The organism is Oscillatoria sp. FACHB-1406 (genome assembly GCF_014698145.1).
GTDB lineage: Bacteria > Cyanobacteriota > Cyanobacteriia > Cyanobacteriales > Spirulinaceae > FACHB-1406.
In genome coordinates this window covers 26,249-46,679 of the sequence record NZ_JACJSM010000025.1, presented here as the reverse complement: position 1 = coordinate 46,679, position 20,431 = coordinate 26,249, and the positions used below count along the sequence as shown (strand labels likewise).

The 20,431-nt window shown below is 48.0% G+C and carries 18 protein-coding genes and 1 tRNA gene; 10 read left to right on the top strand and 9 right to left on the bottom strand.

Translation table 11 applies throughout. The features are described from left to right. Positions 1-76: 76 nt before the first annotated feature. Positions 77-1,765 carry a hypothetical protein gene (locus tag H6G50_RS19970; RefSeq protein ID WP_190720301.1) on the bottom strand — a complete coding sequence of 563 codons (1,689 nt, stop codon included), beginning with the start codon at positions 1,763-1,765 and terminating at the stop codon, positions 77-79. Positions 1,766-2,075: 310 nt separating this feature from the next. Here H6G50_RS19970 and H6G50_RS19965 point away from each other — a divergent pair, with 310 nt between their 5' ends. From H6G50_RS19965 to H6G50_RS19945, 5 genes are all read left to right on the top strand, one after another. Then, a complete protein-coding gene (locus H6G50_RS19965; protein ID WP_190720298.1) occupies positions 2,076-2,429 on the top strand; it encodes an iron-sulfur cluster assembly accessory protein in 354 nt (117 codons plus the stop codon). A gap of 141 nt (positions 2,430-2,570) precedes the next feature. Then, positions 2,571-2,990 (top strand): hypothetical protein, encoded by a 420-nt coding sequence (locus tag H6G50_RS19960; RefSeq protein WP_190720296.1) that lies wholly within the window; start codon positions 2,571-2,573, stop codon positions 2,988-2,990. 98 nt (positions 2,991-3,088) lie between these two features. Further along, the gene (locus H6G50_RS19955) at positions 3,089-3,961 is read left to right on the top strand and encodes a M48 family metallopeptidase (RefSeq protein WP_190720293.1); all 873 of its coding nucleotides are present in this window, start codon (positions 3,089-3,091) and stop codon (positions 3,959-3,961) included. After that, positions 3,940-4,021, top strand: a tRNA-Leu gene (locus H6G50_RS19950). Before H6G50_RS19955 ends, H6G50_RS19950 begins: the two co-directional genes overlap by 22 nt. A gap of 410 nt (positions 4,022-4,431) precedes the next feature. Then, positions 4,432-4,740, top strand: a complete 309-nt coding sequence (locus H6G50_RS19945) for a hypothetical protein (protein ID WP_190720289.1) — start codon at positions 4,432-4,434, stop codon at positions 4,738-4,740. Positions 4,741-5,176: 436 nt separating this feature from the next. Here H6G50_RS19945 and H6G50_RS19940 read toward each other — a convergent pair whose 3' ends face one another. Continuing rightward, positions 5,177-6,574 carry an aminopeptidase P family protein gene (locus H6G50_RS19940; protein WP_190720286.1) on the bottom strand — a complete coding sequence of 466 codons (1,398 nt, stop codon included), beginning with the start codon at positions 6,572-6,574 and terminating at the stop codon, positions 5,177-5,179. Between the two features lie 83 nt (positions 6,575-6,657). Here H6G50_RS19940 and H6G50_RS19935 point away from each other — a divergent pair, with 83 nt between their 5' ends. After that, on the top strand, positions 6,658-6,936 hold the full coding sequence (locus tag H6G50_RS19935; RefSeq protein WP_190720283.1) for a hypothetical protein: 279 nt from the start codon (positions 6,658-6,660) through the stop codon (positions 6,934-6,936). A gap of 500 nt (positions 6,937-7,436) precedes the next feature. After that, positions 7,437-11,165: a filamentous hemagglutinin N-terminal domain-containing protein gene (locus tag H6G50_RS19930; protein ID WP_190720280.1), complete on the top strand. Its 3,729-nt coding sequence runs from the start codon at positions 7,437-7,439 to the stop codon at positions 11,163-11,165. A gap of 185 nt (positions 11,166-11,350) precedes the next feature. Here the strand turns inward: H6G50_RS19930 and H6G50_RS19925 are convergent, their stop codons facing one another. Then, on the bottom strand, positions 11,351-11,770 hold the full coding sequence (locus H6G50_RS19925; RefSeq protein WP_190720277.1) for a type II toxin-antitoxin system VapC family toxin: 420 nt from the start codon (positions 11,768-11,770) through the stop codon (positions 11,351-11,353). Then, positions 11,767-12,027 (bottom strand): prevent-host-death protein, encoded by a 261-nt coding sequence (locus H6G50_RS19920; protein WP_190720274.1) that lies wholly within the window; start codon positions 12,025-12,027, stop codon positions 11,767-11,769. The genes H6G50_RS19925 and H6G50_RS19920 overlap by 4 nt, the downstream gene beginning before the upstream one ends. A 179-nt stretch (positions 12,028-12,206) precedes the next feature. Between H6G50_RS19920 and H6G50_RS19915 the strand changes: the two genes are divergently transcribed. Further along, positions 12,207-13,913, top strand: coding sequence for a ShlB/FhaC/HecB family hemolysin secretion/activation protein (locus H6G50_RS19915; RefSeq protein WP_190720271.1), 1,707 nt, complete (start codon positions 12,207-12,209; stop codon positions 13,911-13,913). Beyond that, positions 13,865-16,420, top strand: coding sequence for a CHAT domain-containing protein (locus H6G50_RS19910; RefSeq protein WP_190720268.1), 2,556 nt, complete (start codon positions 13,865-13,867; stop codon positions 16,418-16,420). The genes H6G50_RS19915 and H6G50_RS19910 overlap by 49 nt, the downstream gene beginning before the upstream one ends. Before the next feature lie 280 nt (positions 16,421-16,700). Here the strand turns inward: H6G50_RS19910 and H6G50_RS19905 are convergent, their stop codons facing one another. Together H6G50_RS19905 and H6G50_RS19900 are read right to left on the bottom strand one after the other, a co-directional pair. Continuing rightward, entirely contained in the window at positions 16,701-16,883 is a 183-nt protein-coding gene (locus tag H6G50_RS19905) for a hypothetical protein (RefSeq protein ID WP_190720265.1), read from the bottom strand. A gap of 312 nt (positions 16,884-17,195) precedes the next feature. Continuing rightward, positions 17,196-17,849, bottom strand: a complete 654-nt coding sequence (locus tag H6G50_RS19900) for a hypothetical protein (protein ID WP_190720262.1) — start codon at positions 17,847-17,849, stop codon at positions 17,196-17,198. Between the two features lie 202 nt (positions 17,850-18,051). Between H6G50_RS19900 and H6G50_RS19895 the strand changes: the two genes are divergently transcribed. After that, positions 18,052-18,330, top strand: a complete 279-nt coding sequence (locus H6G50_RS19895) for a hypothetical protein (protein ID WP_190720259.1) — start codon at positions 18,052-18,054, stop codon at positions 18,328-18,330. Here the strand turns inward: H6G50_RS19895 and H6G50_RS19890 are convergent. From H6G50_RS19890 to H6G50_RS19880, 3 genes are all read right to left on the bottom strand, one after another. Then, positions 18,327-19,163: a DUF1194 domain-containing protein gene (locus H6G50_RS19890; RefSeq protein ID WP_190720257.1), complete on the bottom strand. Its 837-nt coding sequence runs from the start codon at positions 19,161-19,163 to the stop codon at positions 18,327-18,329. The genes H6G50_RS19895 and H6G50_RS19890 overlap by 4 nt on opposite strands. Positions 19,164-19,265: 102 nt before the next feature. After that, positions 19,266-19,724, bottom strand: coding sequence for a hypothetical protein (locus tag H6G50_RS19885; protein ID WP_190720254.1), 459 nt, complete (start codon positions 19,722-19,724; stop codon positions 19,266-19,268). A gap of 161 nt (positions 19,725-19,885) precedes the next feature. Further along, positions 19,886-20,374 carry a hypothetical protein gene (locus H6G50_RS19880; protein WP_190720252.1) on the bottom strand — a complete coding sequence of 163 codons (489 nt, stop codon included), beginning with the start codon at positions 20,372-20,374 and terminating at the stop codon, positions 19,886-19,888. Between the last annotated feature and the right edge of the window lie 57 nt (positions 20,375-20,431).

The following is a 20,431-nucleotide window of genomic DNA, read 5'->3' as shown; positions in this document are numbered from 1 at the left end:
GAGCGAGCTAAAGCGATAGAAGATTGCGTTCTTTCAACCGTAACAAAAAATTGCTGAGGAGCCAGCACGTCCTTCCTTACCAATCCAACTCAAAACCAAACTGCGGCATTAACTGCAAAACTCCCGTTCCCAGTTCTTCAGCAGAAAGCACTTTCGTTTCAAAAAGCGCTAGCAAATCCTTCGGGCGAGGATTGCCGCGCGAAGTTCCTTTCGCGCCCATCGCTAAAATTAAACCGCAACAGCCTTTCGTTACTTGCAATGCTTGTTCCCATTCTTGACGCGCTTTGAGATAGTCTGGCTCCTCGGCTAAAAATTCTTTAAATAGGTAAATATTGCCGTTCTCTGCTTGCAGCAATCCGAGTTCGTAAAGCGTATCGGTAAACGGATCTTCTCCGGGATTCAAGCAAATTCCTTTCAATCCGTCGTTCGCTGCGAGTACGGCGACAATTTTTTTGACTTTCGGACGAGAAGTTTGCACGATCGCGACGGGAAGCCCTTTTCCGACGGTTTCCCCACTGCTTTTCGCGGAGGGGGATGGATAATATTTTTGGCGATCGGCGCGTATGGGTTCGACTTTTTCCCAAGGTAAAATCGTTAGAGAAACCAAAGCATCTGCGGGAATTAAGTCATCTTGGATGGGAACGTCGAGGGAGGAACCTTCATCATCATCATCATCTTCTTCTTCATCAAAATTAAGCTCCTCGAGTTCCATCGCTTCGAGGAATTGGGCGGATAATTCCGGCAGGGTGGAAACTTCAATCGAGAGCGTCTGCGGGTTTTCGCATTCGGGGGGAAGTGCGATGCGACAGCGCTTGCTGGCGGTGGGGAGAGTTTCACCCGGTTCGCGAGCTAAAAGTTTGCGTTTGGCTTGGATGAAGCTCGTCAGCGCTTTAACGGCTGCGTAAACTGCGATCGCCTCTTCTTCGTCTAAAAAAGGTCTCATTCCTTCGTAAGGATGGACGCTGCCGAAAATTGGGTAAATTTCTTCTAAGGGCCAATCGGCGAGATCGTCCTCGCTCTCGTCAAAGTCATCGGCATCGGTCGAGTAGTTGACAAACCAACAATCTTGTGATAAGAAGGCTTTTTCTAAACGTTCGGGGGAACGTTCGGCGATCGCAGCAGCGCGGAAACGTTCGAGAGATTCTAAAGAACGATACAACAGTACGCCATACTCTTGCCCCAACATCCCCATCACCGAAACATAAAGATTCTCGATATCCCAGCGATTGAGGCAAATCGAGATAATTTGATGGTCGCCCAAAAACTCCCACGGCGCGAGCTTCCAAAGCTCGCTCGCCGCTTGTTGTAAAGACTTGGCGAACTTGGGTGGGAGATGGGGCGGGCGATCGTTTCCCATTTGCTCGAAGCCGCGAAACAATTCATCGATCAGCGGCAATTCAGGAACGTAATCGATATCGATATCGAGATCTTGCAGGGTTCCGCGCAGAAAAAAATGAATTTCGCGATCGCGCACCACAATCTTTTGCGGGCGAGCCGGACGAGCGGGACTGTGAGGATTTTCGATCGCGCGCAGTAGCGTGCGAACCACCGCCTCGGGCCCCATCTCCAACGACACCACATCCATCGCGCGTACCAGTCCCTCAGAACCGTCCACCCAAATAATACAATCCCCGTTTTCATCAGCAGCATCGGGATCGAGTTCCCGCGCCATACCGCCTAAAGGACGGCGATCGCCTTCCCAAACGCTCGGAATTTGAGAAATCTTTTTGAGACGACGCAGCGTAGATGGATGAAGACTATTCATGAAAAATTAACCCAATTGCAGATTCGGAAAGATACCCAAAGACCTCGGCTTAGCTCGACAAACCCAAGCTCTCGTTTCACTACGCCTCGAACCTCGAGGCAAAAGCACTGCCGTCCCTAAAATCGCCTCGCCTTCCTAGCGCGACCCTTTCAACAGAAATCGTTATGATAGACAACAGTAGAGGGCAGCCGGAGCGCGAACTCTCCTCTTTAGTAATAGCAAACATTTAACGGTAAACTTGACCTCAGCGGTCGCGGTAGCAACATATTGTTAAAACCCCATCCATAAAATTTAGGATTGACCTACATCTATGACACAAGCCACTCAACCCCAACAAGGAATCCTCCTAACCGAGACAGCACTCAAGCATATCCAAATGCTGCGTCAACAGCAAGGAAAAGACTTGTATCTGCGTGTCGGCGTTCGCAGCGGCGGCTGTTCCGGGATGTCCTATATGATGGACTTTGAAGACCCTAGCAGAACCCGCGAAGACGATCGCGTCTTTGACTACGAAGGTTTCAAAATTGTGTGCGATCCGAAAAGTATGCTCTACTTATACGGTTTAGTCCTAGACTATAGCAACGCCATGATCGGCGGCGGGTTCCAGTTCACTAACCCCAATGCCAATCAAACCTGCGGTTGCGGTAAGTCTTTCGGCGTTTAAGCCCTAAAGGGAGGGAGGAGAGCGCTTCCGACTTCGCTCCCTTCGACTTCGCTCCGGACAGGCAGCGTACCGGGCGAGAGGGCGAGGGGGCGATGAAGATTATACAACTGCTCGCTATTCACTATTCACGATTCATTGAGAATGACCGAAACTGTTGAAACGCTTTTTGATAAAGGATTTGAGCGATATAGAGCCGGAGAAGAACCCGAAACGCTAATTTCGACTTTTAAAGAAATCAGCGATCGCGCCCCCAAAAACGCTGCGGCTTGGACGAGTTTATCTTGGTTATACCTCCTAGTTGATAAGCCTCAAGCTGCTCTGAAAGCCGCGCAAAAAGCGGTTAAATGCGACAATCGAGCGCCACAAGCCCGAATTAATCTTGCCCTCGCTATGCTGGAAACTGATAAAAAAGGCGTGCGCGAACACATCGATTTAGTTCAGCAAATTATGGCTCTCGATGCCGATCTTCGGCGCGATATTCAGGAAAATATTGAAGATGGCTTAACGCGCAAACCCGACTGGAAAAGCCTCCAGCGCGTTAAAACGTGGCTGGAACAGTAAACAGTTATCAGTTAACTGTACTGAATTAACGCTTTACTGTTAACTGATAATCCTTCACTGAATAACTGTTCGCTGTTAATTGGATAATTGAAAAAATCATGTATTCAAAAACAACGCTTATCGGTCTAAAAGCCGACCAATTTCGCCACCCCTTGGATTTAACCGCCACTCAAGCCCTCAAACAATTACCGGGATTGGATGTGGCAATTCGCACCTTACTCGGGCCGGTAGCCGAACAATTTTTTTACCTCAATAATATTGCTTCTAGCGTTCGGGTGGGCGAAAATCAACTGCCCCACTTACACGCCCTTCTGCTCGAAGCGGCAAAAATTCTCGATATCGAAGCGCCGCAACTTTACGTGCAGCAAAATCCCGTTCCTAATGCCTATACTTTTGCTATGCGAGGACGGCAGCCTTTTATGGTGCTGCATACTTCGCTGATTGAAATGCTAACGCCCGAAGAAATTCAAGCGGTGATGGCGCACGAGTTGGGACATTTGAAGTGCGAACACGGCGTTTATTTAACGATGGCGAATTTGATTGTTTTGGGCGCGAATTTGTTACCGATGTGGGGGACGGTTATCGCCCAATCGTTACAAGCTCGGATGCTGGAATGGTTGCGGTGTGCGGAGTTTAGTTGCGATCGCGCTGCCCTTTTAACCCTACAAGATCCAAAAGTCGTGATGTCCGTGCTAATGAAGCTGGCTGGCGGTTCGCCGACTTTGGCCCCCCAACTCAATCTCGATGCGTTTATCGCCCAAGCGCGCGATTATGACGCGATCGGCACGACTCAACTCGGAGAAATGCTCAAAACCGCTCAAACCGCCCAACTGACCCATCCCGTTCCCGTTCTGCGCGCCCGCGAGATCGATCGCTGGGCCGGTTCTCCGGAATATCAAAATGCGATCGATCTGGCAAAAATGGGTTATAATGGTAAAAGTGCGTCCAAGGGCAAGTGGCGGAATTGGTAGACGCACCGCACTCAAAATGCGGCGGCCCCGGTCATGAGAGTTCGAGTCTCTCCTTGCCCATGCACTAACAATCTATTCGCATCGAGTCGTATGGCTCGGTGCGAATTTTCGATCTAGGCGATGTTTGGGAAGGTGAGAAAGCGTTTCTACCGAGCCTTCGCTGTTTTCCGCTACCACTGACCAAGGTTCCGATCGCAGTTACCCCTAATTTTTTGGCAGTCAGGGCAGCCCCCCCCTCCGATTGTCTGACCCTGCTAGTCTCTTCAATGCAGCCAAATTTTCACGTCAATAACCAAAATTTAGATTTTTCATGAAGCTCGCGCTTTACCTCATCCCGTGGAAATTGCCGATGCGTAAGTGTATTTGAAGATAGAGTAAAGATTCAGGAATTCAGTAGGATTCCTATTGGAAAGTAAGGAGAAGAGAAGTTAACTTAGTTACATCAAAAGTTGAGCTAGGGAGTTTTTTTGATGTTTAAATCTGCTTTTTCCGTATTATGCTTTTCCCTCGTTAGTAGTAGTATTTTTGTTTTTGGTACGAGTCAAGCACAAGCTATACCCGAAGCTTCAGCAACGCCGGAACAGAATCTGGATGCCGTACATTCGACCTCAGCCTTAGAAGAAGCGACTGCCTTCGCCTCGAGGGAAGTGGAAGTGGCAAATCGTTCGGAAACAGCCAGCTTACCCACTGTTGAAAGCAATACCCCTGCGGAAAAAAACGAAACTTCAAATACCAGAATTCCGTGCGCTAGCCGGATTTTTCCCTCGCTGATGCAGTAGTAAAGCATCGCACCCATTCGCGCTCGAACGAGAGAAAAACATCGAGCAAGCTCGCCTCAAGCACGCCTATCTAAAGACTCAGATCGATTAACCCTGGTGCATCTCCATCTCTTTTCCAATTAGTAATCCAGGGTGACTCTATAAGTATTAATTCGTAATTCGTAATTCGTAATTCGTAATTGCAGAACGTAGAGCAACTATAATTATTAATTATTAATTATTAATTATTGATTCGTAATTCGTAATTGCAGAGCGTAGAGTAACTAATTTTAAGGTTCCAGCTACAGAAAATACAGATTCCCTGCACGCTTCGTCCGTAGCTGGATTGATAGTAAAGTTCTAGAACGACCGATTTTATAGCCCTACCTACTTGCATATCGATCGTTCGTCATTGGTATTAATTACGAATTACGAATTACGAATTACGAATTACGAATTACGAATTACGAATTATTTGCTCGATTTGTGCGATCGCGTTCGGCAGCGCCGCCGTTAAGATCTCCGTTCCCGATTCAGTCACTAAAACATCATCTTCAATCCGGATACCGCGCGTATCGGCGAACTGTTCGAGTCGTTCCCAATTAACATCCTTGCGATATTGCGATCGCAGTTTTGGATCGTTTAGGATGCCCGGAACTTGGTAAAATCCGGGTTCGATGGTTACGAGCATTCCTGCTTGTAAAGGGCGATCGAGGCGCAAGTAACTCAAACCAAAGCGATCGCTCCTTTTGCGTCCTTCTGCGTACCCCGCCAAATCGCCTAAATCTTCCAGATCGTGAACGTCTAACCCCAGTGAATGCCCGATTCCGTGGGGAAAGAAGAGAGCGTGCGCGTCTCGTTCGACTAAATCAGTTGGGTTTCCCTGCAAGATTCCCAACTCGACTAAACCTTCGGCGAGGACGGAAGCGGCGAGAAGATGAATCTCTCGGTATTCCACTCCGGGCTGCATCTTAGCAATGCACGCATCGTGCGCGGCGAGGACAAGCTGGTAAATATCGCGCTGCGTCGGCGAGAATTTCCCGGTGACGGGATAGGTGCGCGTAATATCGGAAGCCCAACCGAGGGGCGTTTCTGCGCCTGCATCGACGAGGAGTAAGTCTCCGGGTTGCAGGGCGCGATCGCTGCGTTCGTTGTGGAGAACTTCCCCTTGTACGGTAACGATACTATTGTAGGCGCAGGTGGCTTGGCGAGCCGTAAAGACGGCTTCAATTGCGCCCCGTACTTCTGCTTCAGTCGTAACCCGAGGAGTCGTTTGCATCCCTACTCGATGCGCTGCTACGGCAATATCGGCAGCGAGACGCAACTGAGAGAGTGCGCCTTCATCGTGGGTTAGGCGCAGTGCAACAATCGCTTTGGCGAGTTCGCGATCGCGATTGCAACTGTCCGGTAAAGTACCCTCATCGCGTTGGTGCGCGGGTAACACCGGGCGCTGTAGCAATTTCGCTTGTTCCCCCCAAGTCCGAAAATCCTGGACGGCAATGGTAGCAGCGTCGCCAGTTCTGGACTCCAACTCCGCTAGCGGGTAGGCAGCATCCGCACCCATACTCCGAGCAATTTCTTCTCGATTGGGCATCTCTCCGTGCCAAAGAGCGCTTCCGGGTTCTGGATCGTCAACAAACAATTCTAGTTTGCCCGCTTCTAAGCGAATTGCCGCATTTTCTAACGGAAATCCACTAAAATAGAGGAAATGACTGCTAGCTCGGAAAGGAAAGCGGTTAGCCGGGAAGTTTCGCGAAAGTGCGCCACCGGACCAAAGAATAACGGGAAAGTAAAACTTTTCGGTTAGGCGCTGGCGGCGCTGATACAATGTTTCGGGAAGGGAAAGGAGAGACATAGAGTATAAGCCATGAATTTTCTGGCTTGAGTGTATAGATCGTTTAGGATAGTGGCATATTGTTGAAGAGGTGTGCAATTACGATGCTGCTGTTGACTGAATTCAATCGCGTGATTCGAGACCGTCCTTTAGACTCTACAATTAACTATCGTGGTTGGCACATTGTCGCTCAAACTGTTAAAGCGCGGCTTTGGATTCGTTGCCAGCACCCTTTAGATCCCTATCCGATTTATGGCATTCCTACGCTAGAAGGGGGAATTGCCGATGCGATCGAACGGGTTAAATCTTGGATTGACACTGCTATCCTCATCGAACAAATCTACGATTCAAAGTGCGCCCATAACAACGGTTTTCTCAACTAGCCACAGTATAAATACTCATTAAAGAAATATTATACTCGGTCGTATTTTATGGCTTCTCAGTGTAATATCTCAGTCAAGTGCTTAAACGACATAATTCGTAATTCGTAATTCGTAATTTCAGGTCACAGCGCAACTAATTTTAACAGGCACAGAGCGAGCCGCCACGGAGCGTTGTTTAATTTTGAGGTCTACTCGAAATCCGCGCCCATAAAATCTCCCTTATACCAGATTGATGGGTCGCTGCATAGAATGAAAAGTAGGGTGTGTTAGCGAAGCGTAACGAACCGCTATCCTGATAATTTAGGAGAGTTTATTCTAGGCAACGTAATCTTAAATTGGTATTACTAAGAAGGACTTTTTCAAAAAGTGTAACTCACGTAGATGAAAAACGCTATAAAATGCCCAGAAACGCTATTCAAGTCCTCGACTTCCGTTGTGGGGTAATCATTACAAACTACATTTCGACAAGCTCAATGACCGCGAATGATCGATTACGAATTATGTTGACTCGATTTAGGGGCTATCTTGTGCGGGAACGTGGCGTTGTGCTGCTGAAGGGTTGTGCGAAGCAGTGCGCGCTGACCATTTTGGGGGCGTGTTTTTTCTGGGGGCAGAGTGCGAAAGCTCAGATTATCCCCGATGCAACGCTACCGAATAATTCTACCGTTATTCCGTTGGGGCCGATTAATATTATTAACGGCGGTACGAGGGCGGGGAACAATTTATTCCACAGCTTTAGCGAGTTTTCCCTGCCAGCGGCTAATATAGCCTCCTTTAACAACGCTTCCGATATTGCAAATATCTTCAGTCGCGTGACCGGCGGCAATCCTTCTAATTTGAATGGAATTATTTTCACAAACGGGAACGCCAACTTATTTTTTATCAATCCCAATGGGATTATTTTCGGCCCTAATACTACGTTGTCTGTTGGGGGTTCTTTCGTTGCCACAACCGCCAACGCGATTGGATTTGGAAACCGAGGAAACTTTAACGCGACAGTGCCGAACGATCCTTCTTTATTAACGATTCAACCGTCGTTTTTTCAATACGATCGCGCCGTCGCGCAACCCGCCAACTCCATTGAAGTACGCGGTCAGTTAAGCGTCAATTCCGGTAAGAGTATTTTACTGGTCGGGGGAGGTGGCAGCATCTTAGTCGATGGTACGATTAACAGCGATCCGAATAACGGTTTTATCTCTGCACCGAGCGGAAAAATTGAGATTGGCGGTTTGTCGGCTCCGGGAACGATTGGTTTAGCAACAGATGCCAATAATCCCGGATTGATGAGTTTGATTTTTCCGTCAGGAGTCGAGAAAAGCGATGTTTCGATTGTCAATCGAGGGACTTTAGAGGTGCGGGGAAATCCTAGTGGCGAGATCGCGATTTCGGCGCGTCAATTGAATATTAAAGACAGTACGCTCGTTAGCAGCATCATGAACGGGGGGTTTCCGGGCGCGAAAGCCGGAGATATTACCCTGAATGCAACAGAAATAACCTTGGAAGGCAGCAATTTGTTAAATGGGGTTGCGCCTCAAAGTACGGGCGATGGCGGCGATATTAAGATTGCGGCGCAGCGGCTGAATGTGACGGGAGAGACTCAGATTTTTGCGTTGAATTATGGACGGGGAAATGCTGGGAATGTGGCGATCGCTGTGGGCGAAAGTTTCAATGCGAACGGACAAGCTCGTAATGGCGTTCGCAATATCATCCTGAGTGGTGTCGCACCGGGAGGTGAGGGGAATGGTGGCAATGTCGAAATTAGGGCAGGCAGTCTCAAGCTTACCGATGGCACTCAAATTGTGGCTACAACTTTTGGACGGGGAAATGCAGGAAATGTCGAAATTGCAACAGGTACGCTCGAGATGAGTAGCGGCGCTGGAATTGATGCTTCGACTCGAGGGCAGGGCAATGGAGGAAATGTGCGGATTGCAGCCAGAGAGCGCATCGATTTAGATGGAGAAGGAAGCCCGGGAGCCAGCGCGATCGGGAGTGCGGTGCTTCCGGGGGCGGTAGGAAATGGGGGAAATGTTGAAATTGCAACGGGAACGCTGAATATTACCAATGGCGCTGGCATTATCGCTTCGACTGGGGGGCGGGGCAATGCGGGAAAGGTAACGGTTGCAGCCAGGGATAGCATTAATTTAGATGGAGAAGGAAGTTATAGCGTCAGTCAGATCGGTAGTTTAGCGATCGCGGGTGCGGTAGGAAATGGGGGCGATGTTGAAATTACAACGGGGACGCTCAATATTACCAATGGCTCTGGAATTGGCGCTACGACGGTGGGGCGGGGTAATGCAGGAAATGTGAGGGTTGCGGCAAGAGAAGGTATCCATTTAGCCGGAGAAGGCAGTTTGGGGTCGAGTAGCATCGCTAGCCAGGTTGCGCCGGGAGCGTTAGGAAATGGCGGAACGCTCGATGTCACAACTCCAACGTTAAGTTTGACCGGTGGCGCTCAAATTTCAACCTCGGTTTTCGGGCAGGGAAATGCAGGAACGGTGAGGGTTGTTGCTAAAGATCGCATTGACTTGGATGGATATGGGATGGGAGCCAGTGGGATTAATAGTGGGGTATTGGGTGGGGTAGGAAATGGGGGGAATATCGACCTGACGACCGGCACGCTGAACATCACCAATAGCGCTCAAATCCTGACTTCAACTATCGGGCGGGGAAATGCAGGAAATGTGAGGGTTGTTGCGAGTAATGAAATCAATTTGGACGGACAACGCCTTGTGGCTCTGGGTCCCACGAGCAGCGCGATCGCGAGTTCGGTGGCATTGGGTGCGGTGGGGAATGGGGGGAATATCGACCTAGAGACCGGCACGTTGAAGATTACCAATGGCGGTCTCGTCAGCGCTGAGACCTTCGGGCAGGGTAATGGGGGCAATATTACCATTGCAGCGCGCGGCCCCGAAGGGAACCGCGGAGCGGGTCGCATTACTTTAGATGGTCAAGGTTGTTGTAGAGGCGCGATCTCAACTTCCGTCCGTTCAGGCGGCGTTGGCAATGGCGGCAATATCGACATAGCGACGGGAACGCTCGATATCACCAATGGCGCTCGAGTGACTGCTGAGACTTCCGGGCGGGGAAATGCAGGAAGCGTGAGGATTGGTGCGAGCCATAGCGTTACTTTAGATGGGCAGGGGAGTCGAGGAGCTAGCGCGATCGCAACTTCCGTTAACTCGGGAGCGGTGGGAAATGGCGGCAATATCGACATGGCAATGGGAACGCTCGATCTCACCAATGGCGCTCTAGTGACGGCTTCGAGTTCCGGGCAGGGTAATGGGGGAAATATTATCGTGGCGGCGCGCGATCGCCTGAGTGTAAATGGGGATGGCAGCGCGATCGCCACTTCCGTCAATCCGGGCGGCGTTGGCGATGGGGGCGATATCTCTCTCGCCGCACCGAGTATCGAGATTACTAACCGAGGGCTTATCAGTGCCAATAACTTGGGAACCGGCGATGCAGGCGATATCGCTCAAATCTCCGCTCGCACCCTTTACCTAGACAACGGTTCGATTACCACCCAGAGTCCTTCGGGAAATGGCGGTAACATCCGCAATATTCAGGTACAGGACTTGTTGCTAATGCGCAACGGCAGTCAAATTTCCACCACCGCAGGCACGCAACAGAGTGGCGGTGGTAACGGCGGTAATATCGGGATTAATGCCGGTTTTATCGTCGCCATTCCCAGGGAGAATAGCGACATTACGGCGAATGCGTTTGCGGGCAATGGCGGCAATATTAATATTTCTACCCAAGGCATTTTTGGCTTTTCAATTCAACGCTTTCTTACGCCCCGGAGCGACATTACCGCCAGTTCTCAGTTAGGATTCAACGGCACGATTAATATCCTGACCTTGGGAATCGATCCCAACCGAGGGTTAGTTCCGCCGCCCTTGAGTCCCGGCGCGCCCAACTTGCCCCAAAGCTGTCAAGCGAATGCCAGACAGGGCGGCAGTCGTTTCATTGAGAGCGATCGCGGCGGGTTGCCTCCTAATCCCCAAGAAGCGTTGGGGAGTAGTTCGTTGTGGTCGGATGCGCGATCGAGCGAAGCGATGGAGCCTGCTGCTGATTCTACTCCCAAGAATGCACCGGCTGCGATCTCCGAAGCGCAAGGTTGGGTGAGAGGGGCAAACGGTACGGTGGTTTTCGTCGGCAGCGCGCCGACAAGTTCTCTGGTAGCGATCGCGGGGTGTCAAAGAGCGTTAAATAGCTTTCGCCCTCTCTAGAGCGCTAGCCCCGGCGAAAATCTTGACATAAATTGCAAATTACGTCTGATGTGCATTATCCGAAAGTATTAGCTGCCCTCACCCCCAGCCCCTCTCCCAATCGGTGGGAGAGGGGAGAAAGAACAGTAAAATGGGATTTTCGGCTTCTAATGTACATTAGGCGTAAATTATGAACTGATTCCCCTCTAAACAAACCAATTTTCAAGAGTCAATCCTTCAAAGTCGGCAAAGTCTGAGACATTACGACTCACAAGAATCAAATGATTGACCTTAGCAATGGCAGCGATCTGCCCATCCGGATATGACGGCATTCGACCCAAAGCAGTCAGTCTCGCCCGTTCCGCCGCAAACCATCCGGCGGCAGCGTGACAGTAGGGCAAAATAATCATTTTTGCTTGGATGACCTGAGTTAAGTAATCCGACAAATTCTTTTTTCGCCGAGACTCGGGCAATCGGTATAATCCATAAAGAAGCTCATGCCGTGTCACCGATGCGATCGCCGCTTCTTCTAGATTTTGTCGAAAATGTTTGAGAAAAATATCGTTAGGCTGAAGTTTGATACTTTCCGAAATAATGTTGGTATCGAGGAGAAATTTAACGCTCATGACCAGCAAGGTTGTTCGGGAGTCGGAGTGCGATCGCGGACATCAGCAAAGATTTCATCGCTCTCTAAATCGATTCCTTCTGCAATAATTTGGGAACGAAAAGCATCAAAAGCTTCTAAGATTCCACCCGATTTTACAGAAATAATTTTAGCAATCGGTTCGTCTGCTTGAAAGATCGTAAAACTTTCTCCAGCTTTAGCCCGTTGAAGATAGTCGTTCAAATTTTGAGTAATTTCTTCTATAGTAATTTTATTCATTCATTAGTCTCCAGAAAAATTTGTACGACGACTCTAATTCAGTTATATCTTAAATTCAGGCGAAATAGACCCCCAGCAAAAGGCTTGTAGAATCAGAAAAATCTCGCCATGACTCAATCACAGCTAACCGACTCCGAGACTCGATCCATCCTCTCAAGATTGGAGGAAAAGTATTGGGAATGAGGATGATTTTGGCATTCTCAATTATTTTAGCGATCGCCTGCCCCAGCGCGATCGCGCAAACGCCCCTTCCCAGCGGAATCGATCGCTTTCCCGAATCCCCTACTCCTTCGCAACCCCTCCAACCCCTCACTCCCCCCGAAATTCCGCTGCCCCCCGTACCCGAACCCCCAACCCCTCCACCCACGCCCGATGCAGCCCCCGAAACCATTAAAGTCGATCGCTACGAAGTCATCGGCAGTACGCTTTTCAGCGCGGAAGATTTCGAGAACGCAACTCGCACCTATACGGGAACGGTTTCTTTCGATCGCATCCTAGCAGCGCGGGATGCCATTCGAGATCTCTATGCAAGCCAAGATTATTTAGGCACGATTGTCTACATTCCTGCCGAACAATCGGTGCAAGTTGAAGGGGGAGTCGTTCAAATTCAAGTGGTTGAAAACGGTTTAAGCGAGGAAGAAATCGAAATTGTCGGCACCGAACGCCTCAATCCGGGCTACATTCGCAGTCGTCTCCTACGGGCGACGGATGCACCCCTCAATCGTAACGATTTAATTGAAGCCCTGCGATTGCTACAAATCGATCCGCTAATTGAAAGCATCTCTGCGGATTTGTCGGCGGGAATCGAACCGGGAACGAACCGCCTTGAGGTGAAAGTGAAGGAGAATCGCGCTTTTAATGGGCAAATCGCGAGTGATAATAATCGTTCGCCCAGTACCGGGACGATGCAACGCCGACTGCTACTCGAACACGGGAATTTGTTAGGCTTAGGGGATGGGCTGATTGCTGCTTATACCAATACCGACGGCAGCCATACCCTTGACGCTCAGTATCGCATCCCGATCGCGCCGGACAATACTGCTCTCATTTTAAGTCACGGTCGGACTTGGAGCCGCGTTCTCGAACAACCGTTCGATCGCTTGGATATCGAAGCGGGAGCGCGCTACTATAACCTAACGTTACGCCATCCTATCTTTCAGCGGGCTTCGGCGCGATCGATCGAAGAATTGGCGGTAGGGGTAACGGCGGAGAGGCGAGAAAGCGAAACTACTTTACTCGGTTTTCCTTTTCCCTTGTCTGTGGGGGCGGATAATGAGGGACGCACGAGAATTTCCGTGCTGCGATTTTTTCAGGAATATACGCAGCGGGATAATCAGGAAGTTTTGAGCGCGCGATCGCAATTTAGCCTCGGATTGGGGGCTTTTGGTGCGACGATTAACGAAAGCGCCCCCGACAGTCGCTTTTTCGCTTGGCAGGGGGAAGCGCGCTGGCTGCGGGTTCTCGCGCCCGATACGATCTTACTGCTGCGCGGCAACTTGCAACTGAGCGATCGCCCGCTTTTACCCCTCGAACAGTTCGCCCTGGGCGGTTCGGGAAGCGTTCGCGGCTACCGCCAAGATGCGATCCTCGCCGATAATGGGGCGTTTGCTTCGGTGGAAGTTCAGTTTCCCCTTTACCGTTCGCCATCGCGCCAGACAGTGTTACAACTCATCCCTTTTTTCGAGTTGGGTAAAGTTTGGATTAGCGGGGGAACGGGGACATTCGATCGCAGCACCCTCGCCGCGATCGGGTTGGGATTGCAACTGCAACAGGGCAGTTTATTCGCTCGTTTGGATTGGGGAATTCCGCTACTTGACCTTTCATCAAGGAGGACAACATGGCAAGAAAACGGCTTACATTTCTCCTTAAGCTACAGTCTATTTTAATCTATTTTGTTATTGGTTTATGCTTAAGTTTTATTCCAACTTTAGTTGAGGCAAATTCAGCCCTCATCAGTCAAGCGATGCCAACGGCTAGCGCTCCAAAACTGATTGAAGAAGGCAGACTTTTTTACGAAACGGGAGAGTTCGATCGCGCCCTCAATTCCTGGGAGAAAGCAACGGAACTCTACCGGCAGGATAACGATGAAGTTGGCATTACGGGCAGCTTAATTAACCAAGCGCGCGCGATGGCAGCGATGGGATTCTCTCGGCGCGCTTGTCAGACGGCAACGCAAGCCTTAAAACTCGAAGATTCGCTTTGCGATGCTAAGCCGAATTCCTTATTAATTCCGTCGCAACAACCTTCTCTGTTGCTGCATACGGGATTGCAAACCCTCGGCGATATTTTGCAAACATTAGGGAATTTTGATAGCGCGCGAGAAATCTTTTTACAAAATTGGGAGATCGCGCAACAATTATCCTCCCCGCAGGCGCAAGGCGACACGCTTTTAAGTTTGGGAAATGTGGCGCGGGTGCTGGGAAATCGAGAGCGCGATCGCACTGAAACCCTCGGTAATAAACCTGTCGTTATTCCCCCTCCTAATCATTGTACGACTCCGCCGCAGATTGTAGCAAGTAATGGCGCGATCGCCTATTACCAACAAGCGATCGCGCTTTACCAACAAGCCACCGCCTGTTACGCTGCTTCCTCGCAACTTCCCACCCTGCAAGCCAACCTTAACCGCCTCAGTTTGTTGGTAGAAATTGAGAAAGAGTTACCCAGTCCCGGAGGGCGAGCGGAAATCTTGAAGCTGCTCGAAATTCAGAACGCGATCGAGCAATTACCGCCGACGCATGAAGCCCTTGCTGCTAAAATTAATTATGCCCGTAGCTTGCGTTTAATTGCTTCCAGTCGCGGTTACGATTCTGCCCAGCTTTCCGAGCAGAATATCGAGAGTATTTTACAACAAACGGTTCGCCAAGCGCAAGCCTCAGCCGATAAAAAAGCGGCTGCTTACGCGATCGGAAATCTCGGTCGATTATACGAACAAACCGAGCAATATCCCGAAGCCTTAAAAGCCACGCGAGAAGCCTTACAACTCGCGCGCGAAATTGATTCGATCGAAATTATTTATCAGTGGGAATGGCAACTCGGACGAATTTTAAGCAAGCAAAAGCAGCCCGATTATCAAGGTGCAAAAACAGCCTATGAAAGCGCCAGTAATACGCTTAAAGAAATCCGCAAAAGCTTAACTGCTGTCAATAAAGACGCTCAATTTTCCTTTCGCGATGATGTCGAACCGCTCTATCGGCAATTCGCGCATCTAATTTTAAGCCAAACAACTCCTAAACCCAATCCAGAAGATCTCCTTCGAGCGATGAAACAAATCGACGAATTGCAACTCGCCGAACTCGAAAACTTCTTAGGATGTCGGTTAGGAAATTCAGCGCCGAGCAATGCTACTTCTGCCCTCGAAGAAATTACCGCTCGTAGCGAACAAGTTACCCAAAATAAAGCCGCCCTTCTTTATCCCATTATTCTCGAAGATCGTCTCGCCTTACTCTTTAAACTGCCCAACCAACCGCTTGAATATCGCGAAACTTTAATTAGCCAGCAGGAGGTGAAAAAGAAACTCAAACAACTCCGCAGCTTATTAATCGTGCAGGGAGTCGATATCGATGAATTCAACCAACTTGCAGCCGAAGTTTATCGTTGGATTTTTCAACCTCTTGAAGAATCGTTGAAAAAGAACGGTAAAGCTGAAACGTTAGTATTTGTCCTCGATGGCGAACTTCGCAACATTCCGATGGCGATTTTGTACGACGGCAACGAATACTTGGTACAAAAAGACTATAGTATCGCGATCGCGCCCAGCTTACAACTTATCGCACCGCAAACCCGCTCGCAAACAATGAGCGTTTTACTCGGAGGAATTGAAAAATATCCGCCGAGCGGAAAATTTGCTTTTCCGGATTTAAACATCGACAAAGAACAACTACAACCGATTCAAAAAGAAGTTGAAACGAGCAACATTATTTTAAACACCGACTTTACCAAAAAGAACCTACAAACTCACCTGCAACAGGATAGCTTCTCCGTCGTTCATCTCGCGACTCACGGCAAATTCAGTTCCAACCCCGAAGAAACCTATATCGCTGGTTACAACGAACTCATTAAAGCCAACGACTTGCAAGAATTAATCCAGAGTAGCAGTAACGCGATCGAATTATTAGTTTTGAGCGCTTGCGAAACCGCGCAAGGCGATAATCGAGCCATTTTAGGACTGGCAGGGTTTGCCGTCCAATCCGGCGCAGGCAGCACGATTTCGACCTTGTGGACTGCTCCAGTTGACCCCACCAACAAATTAGTCATTCAGTTCTATCAAGCCTTAAAAAATAATAATATTAGTGCTGCCAGAGCGCTACATCTCGCTCAACAATCCCTGTTTGAAACTTACTTCGACTCGCTCTATAATTGGGCATCGTATACCTTAGTCGGAAATTGGCTTTAAAGTTAAGTTAATCTTGGGTAAATAGAATGAAAAGTAGGGTGTGTTAGCGAAGCGTAACGCACCGTTATCCTGATAATTTAGGAGAGTTGATTCTAGGCAACGCAATCTTAAATTAGTATTAGTTGAATTATTACAGCAAGAACCTCAAAGTTCTCCAACACAGAAAACGACGGTTAACTTAGGCAACGTCGAGCGAATTTGCGATCGAATTAGAAGTTTACCCGTTCTCGATCCTCGCTCTCCTGATGAAATCGTTGGCTACAGCGAAAATTAACTTTAGTTAAGGAACAGAAGTATTAGCGATCGTTCCCCGATAGGCATTCGATGCGAGAGCGGCAGGAAAACTTACGCTTGAATCGCCTAGAGAAGATTTCACTGTCGTGATTTCGGGCGGTCTCGAAAAAAATAAGAACCAAAATACTAGCGCTGTTGTCGTTGCGATCGCTAAACCTAACTTATTCATATTACCTCCTCACTCTAACCCTCAAACTTTAAGTTTTTACAACAGGTTAAAACAAGATTGTGTTTGATCTAATTAAATTAAAGCAAATCTTCCAACTTCGCGTCACCCAACTTCAGTTGGGAGATCGAGCTATTTAAGGCGATTAATTGATACAAAATTCAGGGATGAGTCGGGTAAAAAAAAAGCGGCGATTAAAGTTGAAGTGCATCGCCTCATACCAATTCCCAATCCTTATGCACTAAATTTTTTGCTGTAGGGGCTGAGCATTGCTCTGCCCTAATTGGTGCGTAATTCCCACCTTTATTTACCTTGTTATTCCTTGACAATCGCTCTTAACTCATCTTGAAGTTTTTTGAGCAATCGTAGATTTTCAGCATTCGGATTTATCCCAACCTCATGAGTAACGTGGTTTCTCACTTCTCGGAGTTGGTCGAGAGAATTCGCCAGTTCGACGGGGATTTCTCGGCGCGCTCTCAAAAATTCAATGTTGTCAACAACTTTAGAAGAGGGGATTTTACCGGCTTGTTCGATCGCTAATTTCAATAAATGTTCGACTTCCTTAAACTCAATTGCAAACTTTCCTAAGTTAAACTGTTCGTTAGAAGGGAGCTTTACAGATACACCTTGACTTTTGGGTAAAACTTGGTTGAGTATTGCGAACACAAAAACCATAAGCCAGTAAGTGACTGAAAAAGGCAGTCCGGCAACAACACCTAAAAAGAAGGCTCTAACCATTGCCATTTTCATGCTATTTCCCAACTTACGCTGCTTTTTATAAACAAGCCAGTAAGTTAACCCAAACATGACAAAAGCGATAAAGGGAATTGCGGGAATCCCCACAACAGTTGCAGTGGTTCCTATCTCGATAATCGTCCAGAGGAGATCGAGAAAAAGCACCATGATTAATCCATCTCGATGAAATCCTAACCAACTCGATGGTTTTTTGAGTTCATTATATTCAGCCATCTAACCAATCCTCACTCTATAGAAGTTTTCAGGGTCGTGAAGTACAAATTCAATCTTTAAATGAGTAGGGGCGCAATACTCGCGCCCGTCCGATGTATCTCATCCAATCAAAAACTGCTATATGTCATTCATAGAAGAGTTCGTAGCATTGAGAACGTCGAGCTAAACTCAGTCCTTCTTCTTCACAATTAAAGAAATTCCCGTGATTTCAAAGCTTTCGTCTTTTTTAGGGGGAGCAGGTTTCTTTTCCTTGTGGGTAAAAAACATCGTTGAAAGAATTCCAATTGCGAGTAAAGAGACAGGTTCCATAGTTATTGCTGGATTTGCTTTTACTCTTTTATTAGAGCAAATTAAAAAGTTAAGATCGACCAACCTAGGTTGGGATATTTTTCTAAATAAAATTAGGGGGCATAGCATTGCTATGCCCCCTACAATCCTTGGAGTCGCGATTCAATTTAATAGCAACAATCGAGCGGGTTAAACCGAGCGACGACGCTTAAGCCCAACAAATCCACCGCCCATTAAAACAAGTCCGAGAATTGTGGTTGGTTCTGGTACTGATGTTGGAGGTTCGGTGGGAGGAACGGTTAACTCCCGGCGTAGCTTTTGCTCGAGCGCCCGACCAACATCTTCAAATCCGTAAGCAGGAAGGGTAAACGAACCATCTCCACCCTGAACATTGTTTTCATACCAAATATCAAGACTAGATTTACCCCGATCCTTTAAGTAATTTGGGTTAATCGGCAATCCATTAATCGCTGATACTCCTGCGGCTAAAGCAGCATCTCTCGCTTGGCTAGTCGAAACACCAGAATTTTCTACTCCGTCACCGGATACATCAATCACCCAACGCTTCCCTTCATATTCATTACTGCTAAATAAAGGGGTCGCAAATTGAATCGCAGATCCGGGTGCTGTACTGAACCAATTAGGTCTAACCAAGCTTCCGATCGCGTCAGCAAATCGAACGGCACTATCTTGACTATCAATCAGCATCCAGGGGATTGATTCTTCTTGGCTATTTCCCCCAGCCCACTGAATGAGATTAACCGCAACGCTACCGAATTTACCCGAACCAAACAAAGGTGATAACTTGGTAAAAGCATCCTGATAGCCCCTCATCTGCAAGGCATATTCTTGACTGTTAATACTGGGAGAAATATCGACGAGCAAGGATAATTCAACATTGACTGAAGTCATGGAACTCGCCTTAGCAGGAACCCCAGTGGCGACAGTTAACCCAAGGGCAGAAATCGCAGCAACACTCGACAAAGTTTTAGATAGGCGCGGTTGAAAAAATGTGCGATTTAACATTGATAAATCTCCGTAATGAGTTAGTTCTTAGTAGTCATTAGTAGGGTGCGTTAGCGAAGCGTAACGCACCGTATCACGTGCTTTGTATCAAACTGCATTGTCTTATCGATTAACTTTTTCGAGCTTACGATTTAGTAATTCTTTACCCCTCCCATCAAACACTTGGAGACGAACAAATTGCGGATCGCTAGGTCGCTGAGCAACTTGATAGCGGTAAGCGCCATTATTCCAGGTAAAAACCCGACGATCGCTACTGGACGAAACTCTGACTCCTCTTAGCATGATACTATCACGCGATTTTATATTGACTCCCGTGTAGATTAAGTCATCTCCGCTCTGTTTAATGGTTACTAGCCATTCGCGATCTGTAAAAGTAGAAATTTGAGGGATAGGTCGGGTAATATTAATAAGAGTTTGCTTCGCAGCTTCTGTAGCCATTTCTGACAGAACTTGCACTGCAATTTCTTGAAGAAATCGACTTATGCTAGATTGAGCATAAGCAGCACCTGGGTTTACACTCAGCGCGATCGCGAGAGAGGCGGTACAAAGAATTTTTTTCATGATTAATATTCTCGATCGGAACAAATAGAACAGATAACAAGGATAGAAGCGAAATCCTTCTTATACCAATTCTTATTGATTTTGCACGAATCCCTAAGAGGGCATAACGGTGTTATGCCCCTACGGCGACAAATTTAGTGCAAAACTTGTAGGAAATGGTATTAATCACAACGAGTCAAACCGTCCACCGTCTTACACTCAACATCGTAGTCGTATTGCGAACTTGCTGGGGCGGGTTCGTCGGAGCTTACTGCTGAGAAAAGTGTCATCATAAAGAGTAATGCAGCGGTATCGCGTTGGGCTTGCAATGCCCGTTGTTCTTCCATATAAGCTTTTTGTTCTTGAGGAGAAAGACTTTCAAAATATCGTTGGCGGCGTTCGGCTTCTAAGCGCTCTTGTTCGCTCGCTCTACGTCGGGCTTCTTCCAATTCTTGCTGCTGGTTGTGTTGTTGAATAATTCCACCAACTTGCTGTATCGTTTGAATTGTCTGTTGCAGAGAATCGAAAAAACCTGCGACGAAAATCGGTTCGGTTTTTGCTGCTGAAGTTGAAGAATTTTCTGATTCTGGAGTTTTGGCGATCGCGGCGACTGAGTTCGCACTCAAGCAAGAAACAACTGCAATAACAGACAAACAACGAGTGAATTTCATTTAACTTTTCCTCTGCTTTACTGCTTTCAATGGTTATTACAACAGAGGGCAAGGGGG

Coding starts and splice junctions, on each gene's coding strand:
- H6G50_RS19970 (WP_190720301.1), bottom strand. CDS start 1,765: ATGAATAGTCTTCATCCATCTACGCTGCGTCGTCTCAAAAAGATTTCT.
- H6G50_RS19965 (WP_190720298.1), top strand. CDS start 2,076: ATGACACAAGCCACTCAACCCCAACAAGGAATCCTCCTAACCGAGACA.
- H6G50_RS19960 (WP_190720296.1), top strand. CDS start 2,571: ATGACCGAAACTGTTGAAACGCTTTTTGATAAAGGATTTGAGCGATAT.
- H6G50_RS19955 (WP_190720293.1), top strand. CDS start 3,089: ATGTATTCAAAAACAACGCTTATCGGTCTAAAAGCCGACCAATTTCGC.
- H6G50_RS19945 (WP_190720289.1), top strand. CDS start 4,432: ATGTTTAAATCTGCTTTTTCCGTATTATGCTTTTCCCTCGTTAGTAGT.
- H6G50_RS19940 (WP_190720286.1), bottom strand. CDS start 6,574: ATGTCTCTCCTTTCCCTTCCCGAAACATTGTATCAGCGCCGCCAGCGC.
- H6G50_RS19935 (WP_190720283.1), top strand. CDS start 6,658: ATGCTGCTGTTGACTGAATTCAATCGCGTGATTCGAGACCGTCCTTTA.
- H6G50_RS19930 (WP_190720280.1), top strand. CDS start 7,437: ATGTTGACTCGATTTAGGGGCTATCTTGTGCGGGAACGTGGCGTTGTG.
- H6G50_RS19925 (WP_190720277.1), bottom strand. CDS start 11,770: ATGAGCGTTAAATTTCTCCTCGATACCAACATTATTTCGGAAAGTATC.
- H6G50_RS19920 (WP_190720274.1), bottom strand. CDS start 12,027: ATGAATAAAATTACTATAGAAGAAATTACTCAAAATTTGAACGACTAT.
- H6G50_RS19915 (WP_190720271.1), top strand. CDS start 12,207: ATGAGGATGATTTTGGCATTCTCAATTATTTTAGCGATCGCCTGCCCC.
- H6G50_RS19910 (WP_190720268.1), top strand. CDS start 13,865: ATGGCAAGAAAACGGCTTACATTTCTCCTTAAGCTACAGTCTATTTTA.
- H6G50_RS19905 (WP_190720265.1), bottom strand. CDS start 16,883: ATGAATAAGTTAGGTTTAGCGATCGCAACGACAACAGCGCTAGTATTT.
- H6G50_RS19900 (WP_190720262.1), bottom strand. CDS start 17,849: ATGGCTGAATATAATGAACTCAAAAAACCATCGAGTTGGTTAGGATTT.
- H6G50_RS19890 (WP_190720257.1), bottom strand. CDS start 19,163: ATGTTAAATCGCACATTTTTTCAACCGCGCCTATCTAAAACTTTGTCG.
- H6G50_RS19885 (WP_190720254.1), bottom strand. CDS start 19,724: ATGAAAAAAATTCTTTGTACCGCCTCTCTCGCGATCGCGCTGAGTGTA.
- H6G50_RS19880 (WP_190720252.1), bottom strand. CDS start 20,374: ATGAAATTCACTCGTTGTTTGTCTGTTATTGCAGTTGTTTCTTGCTTG.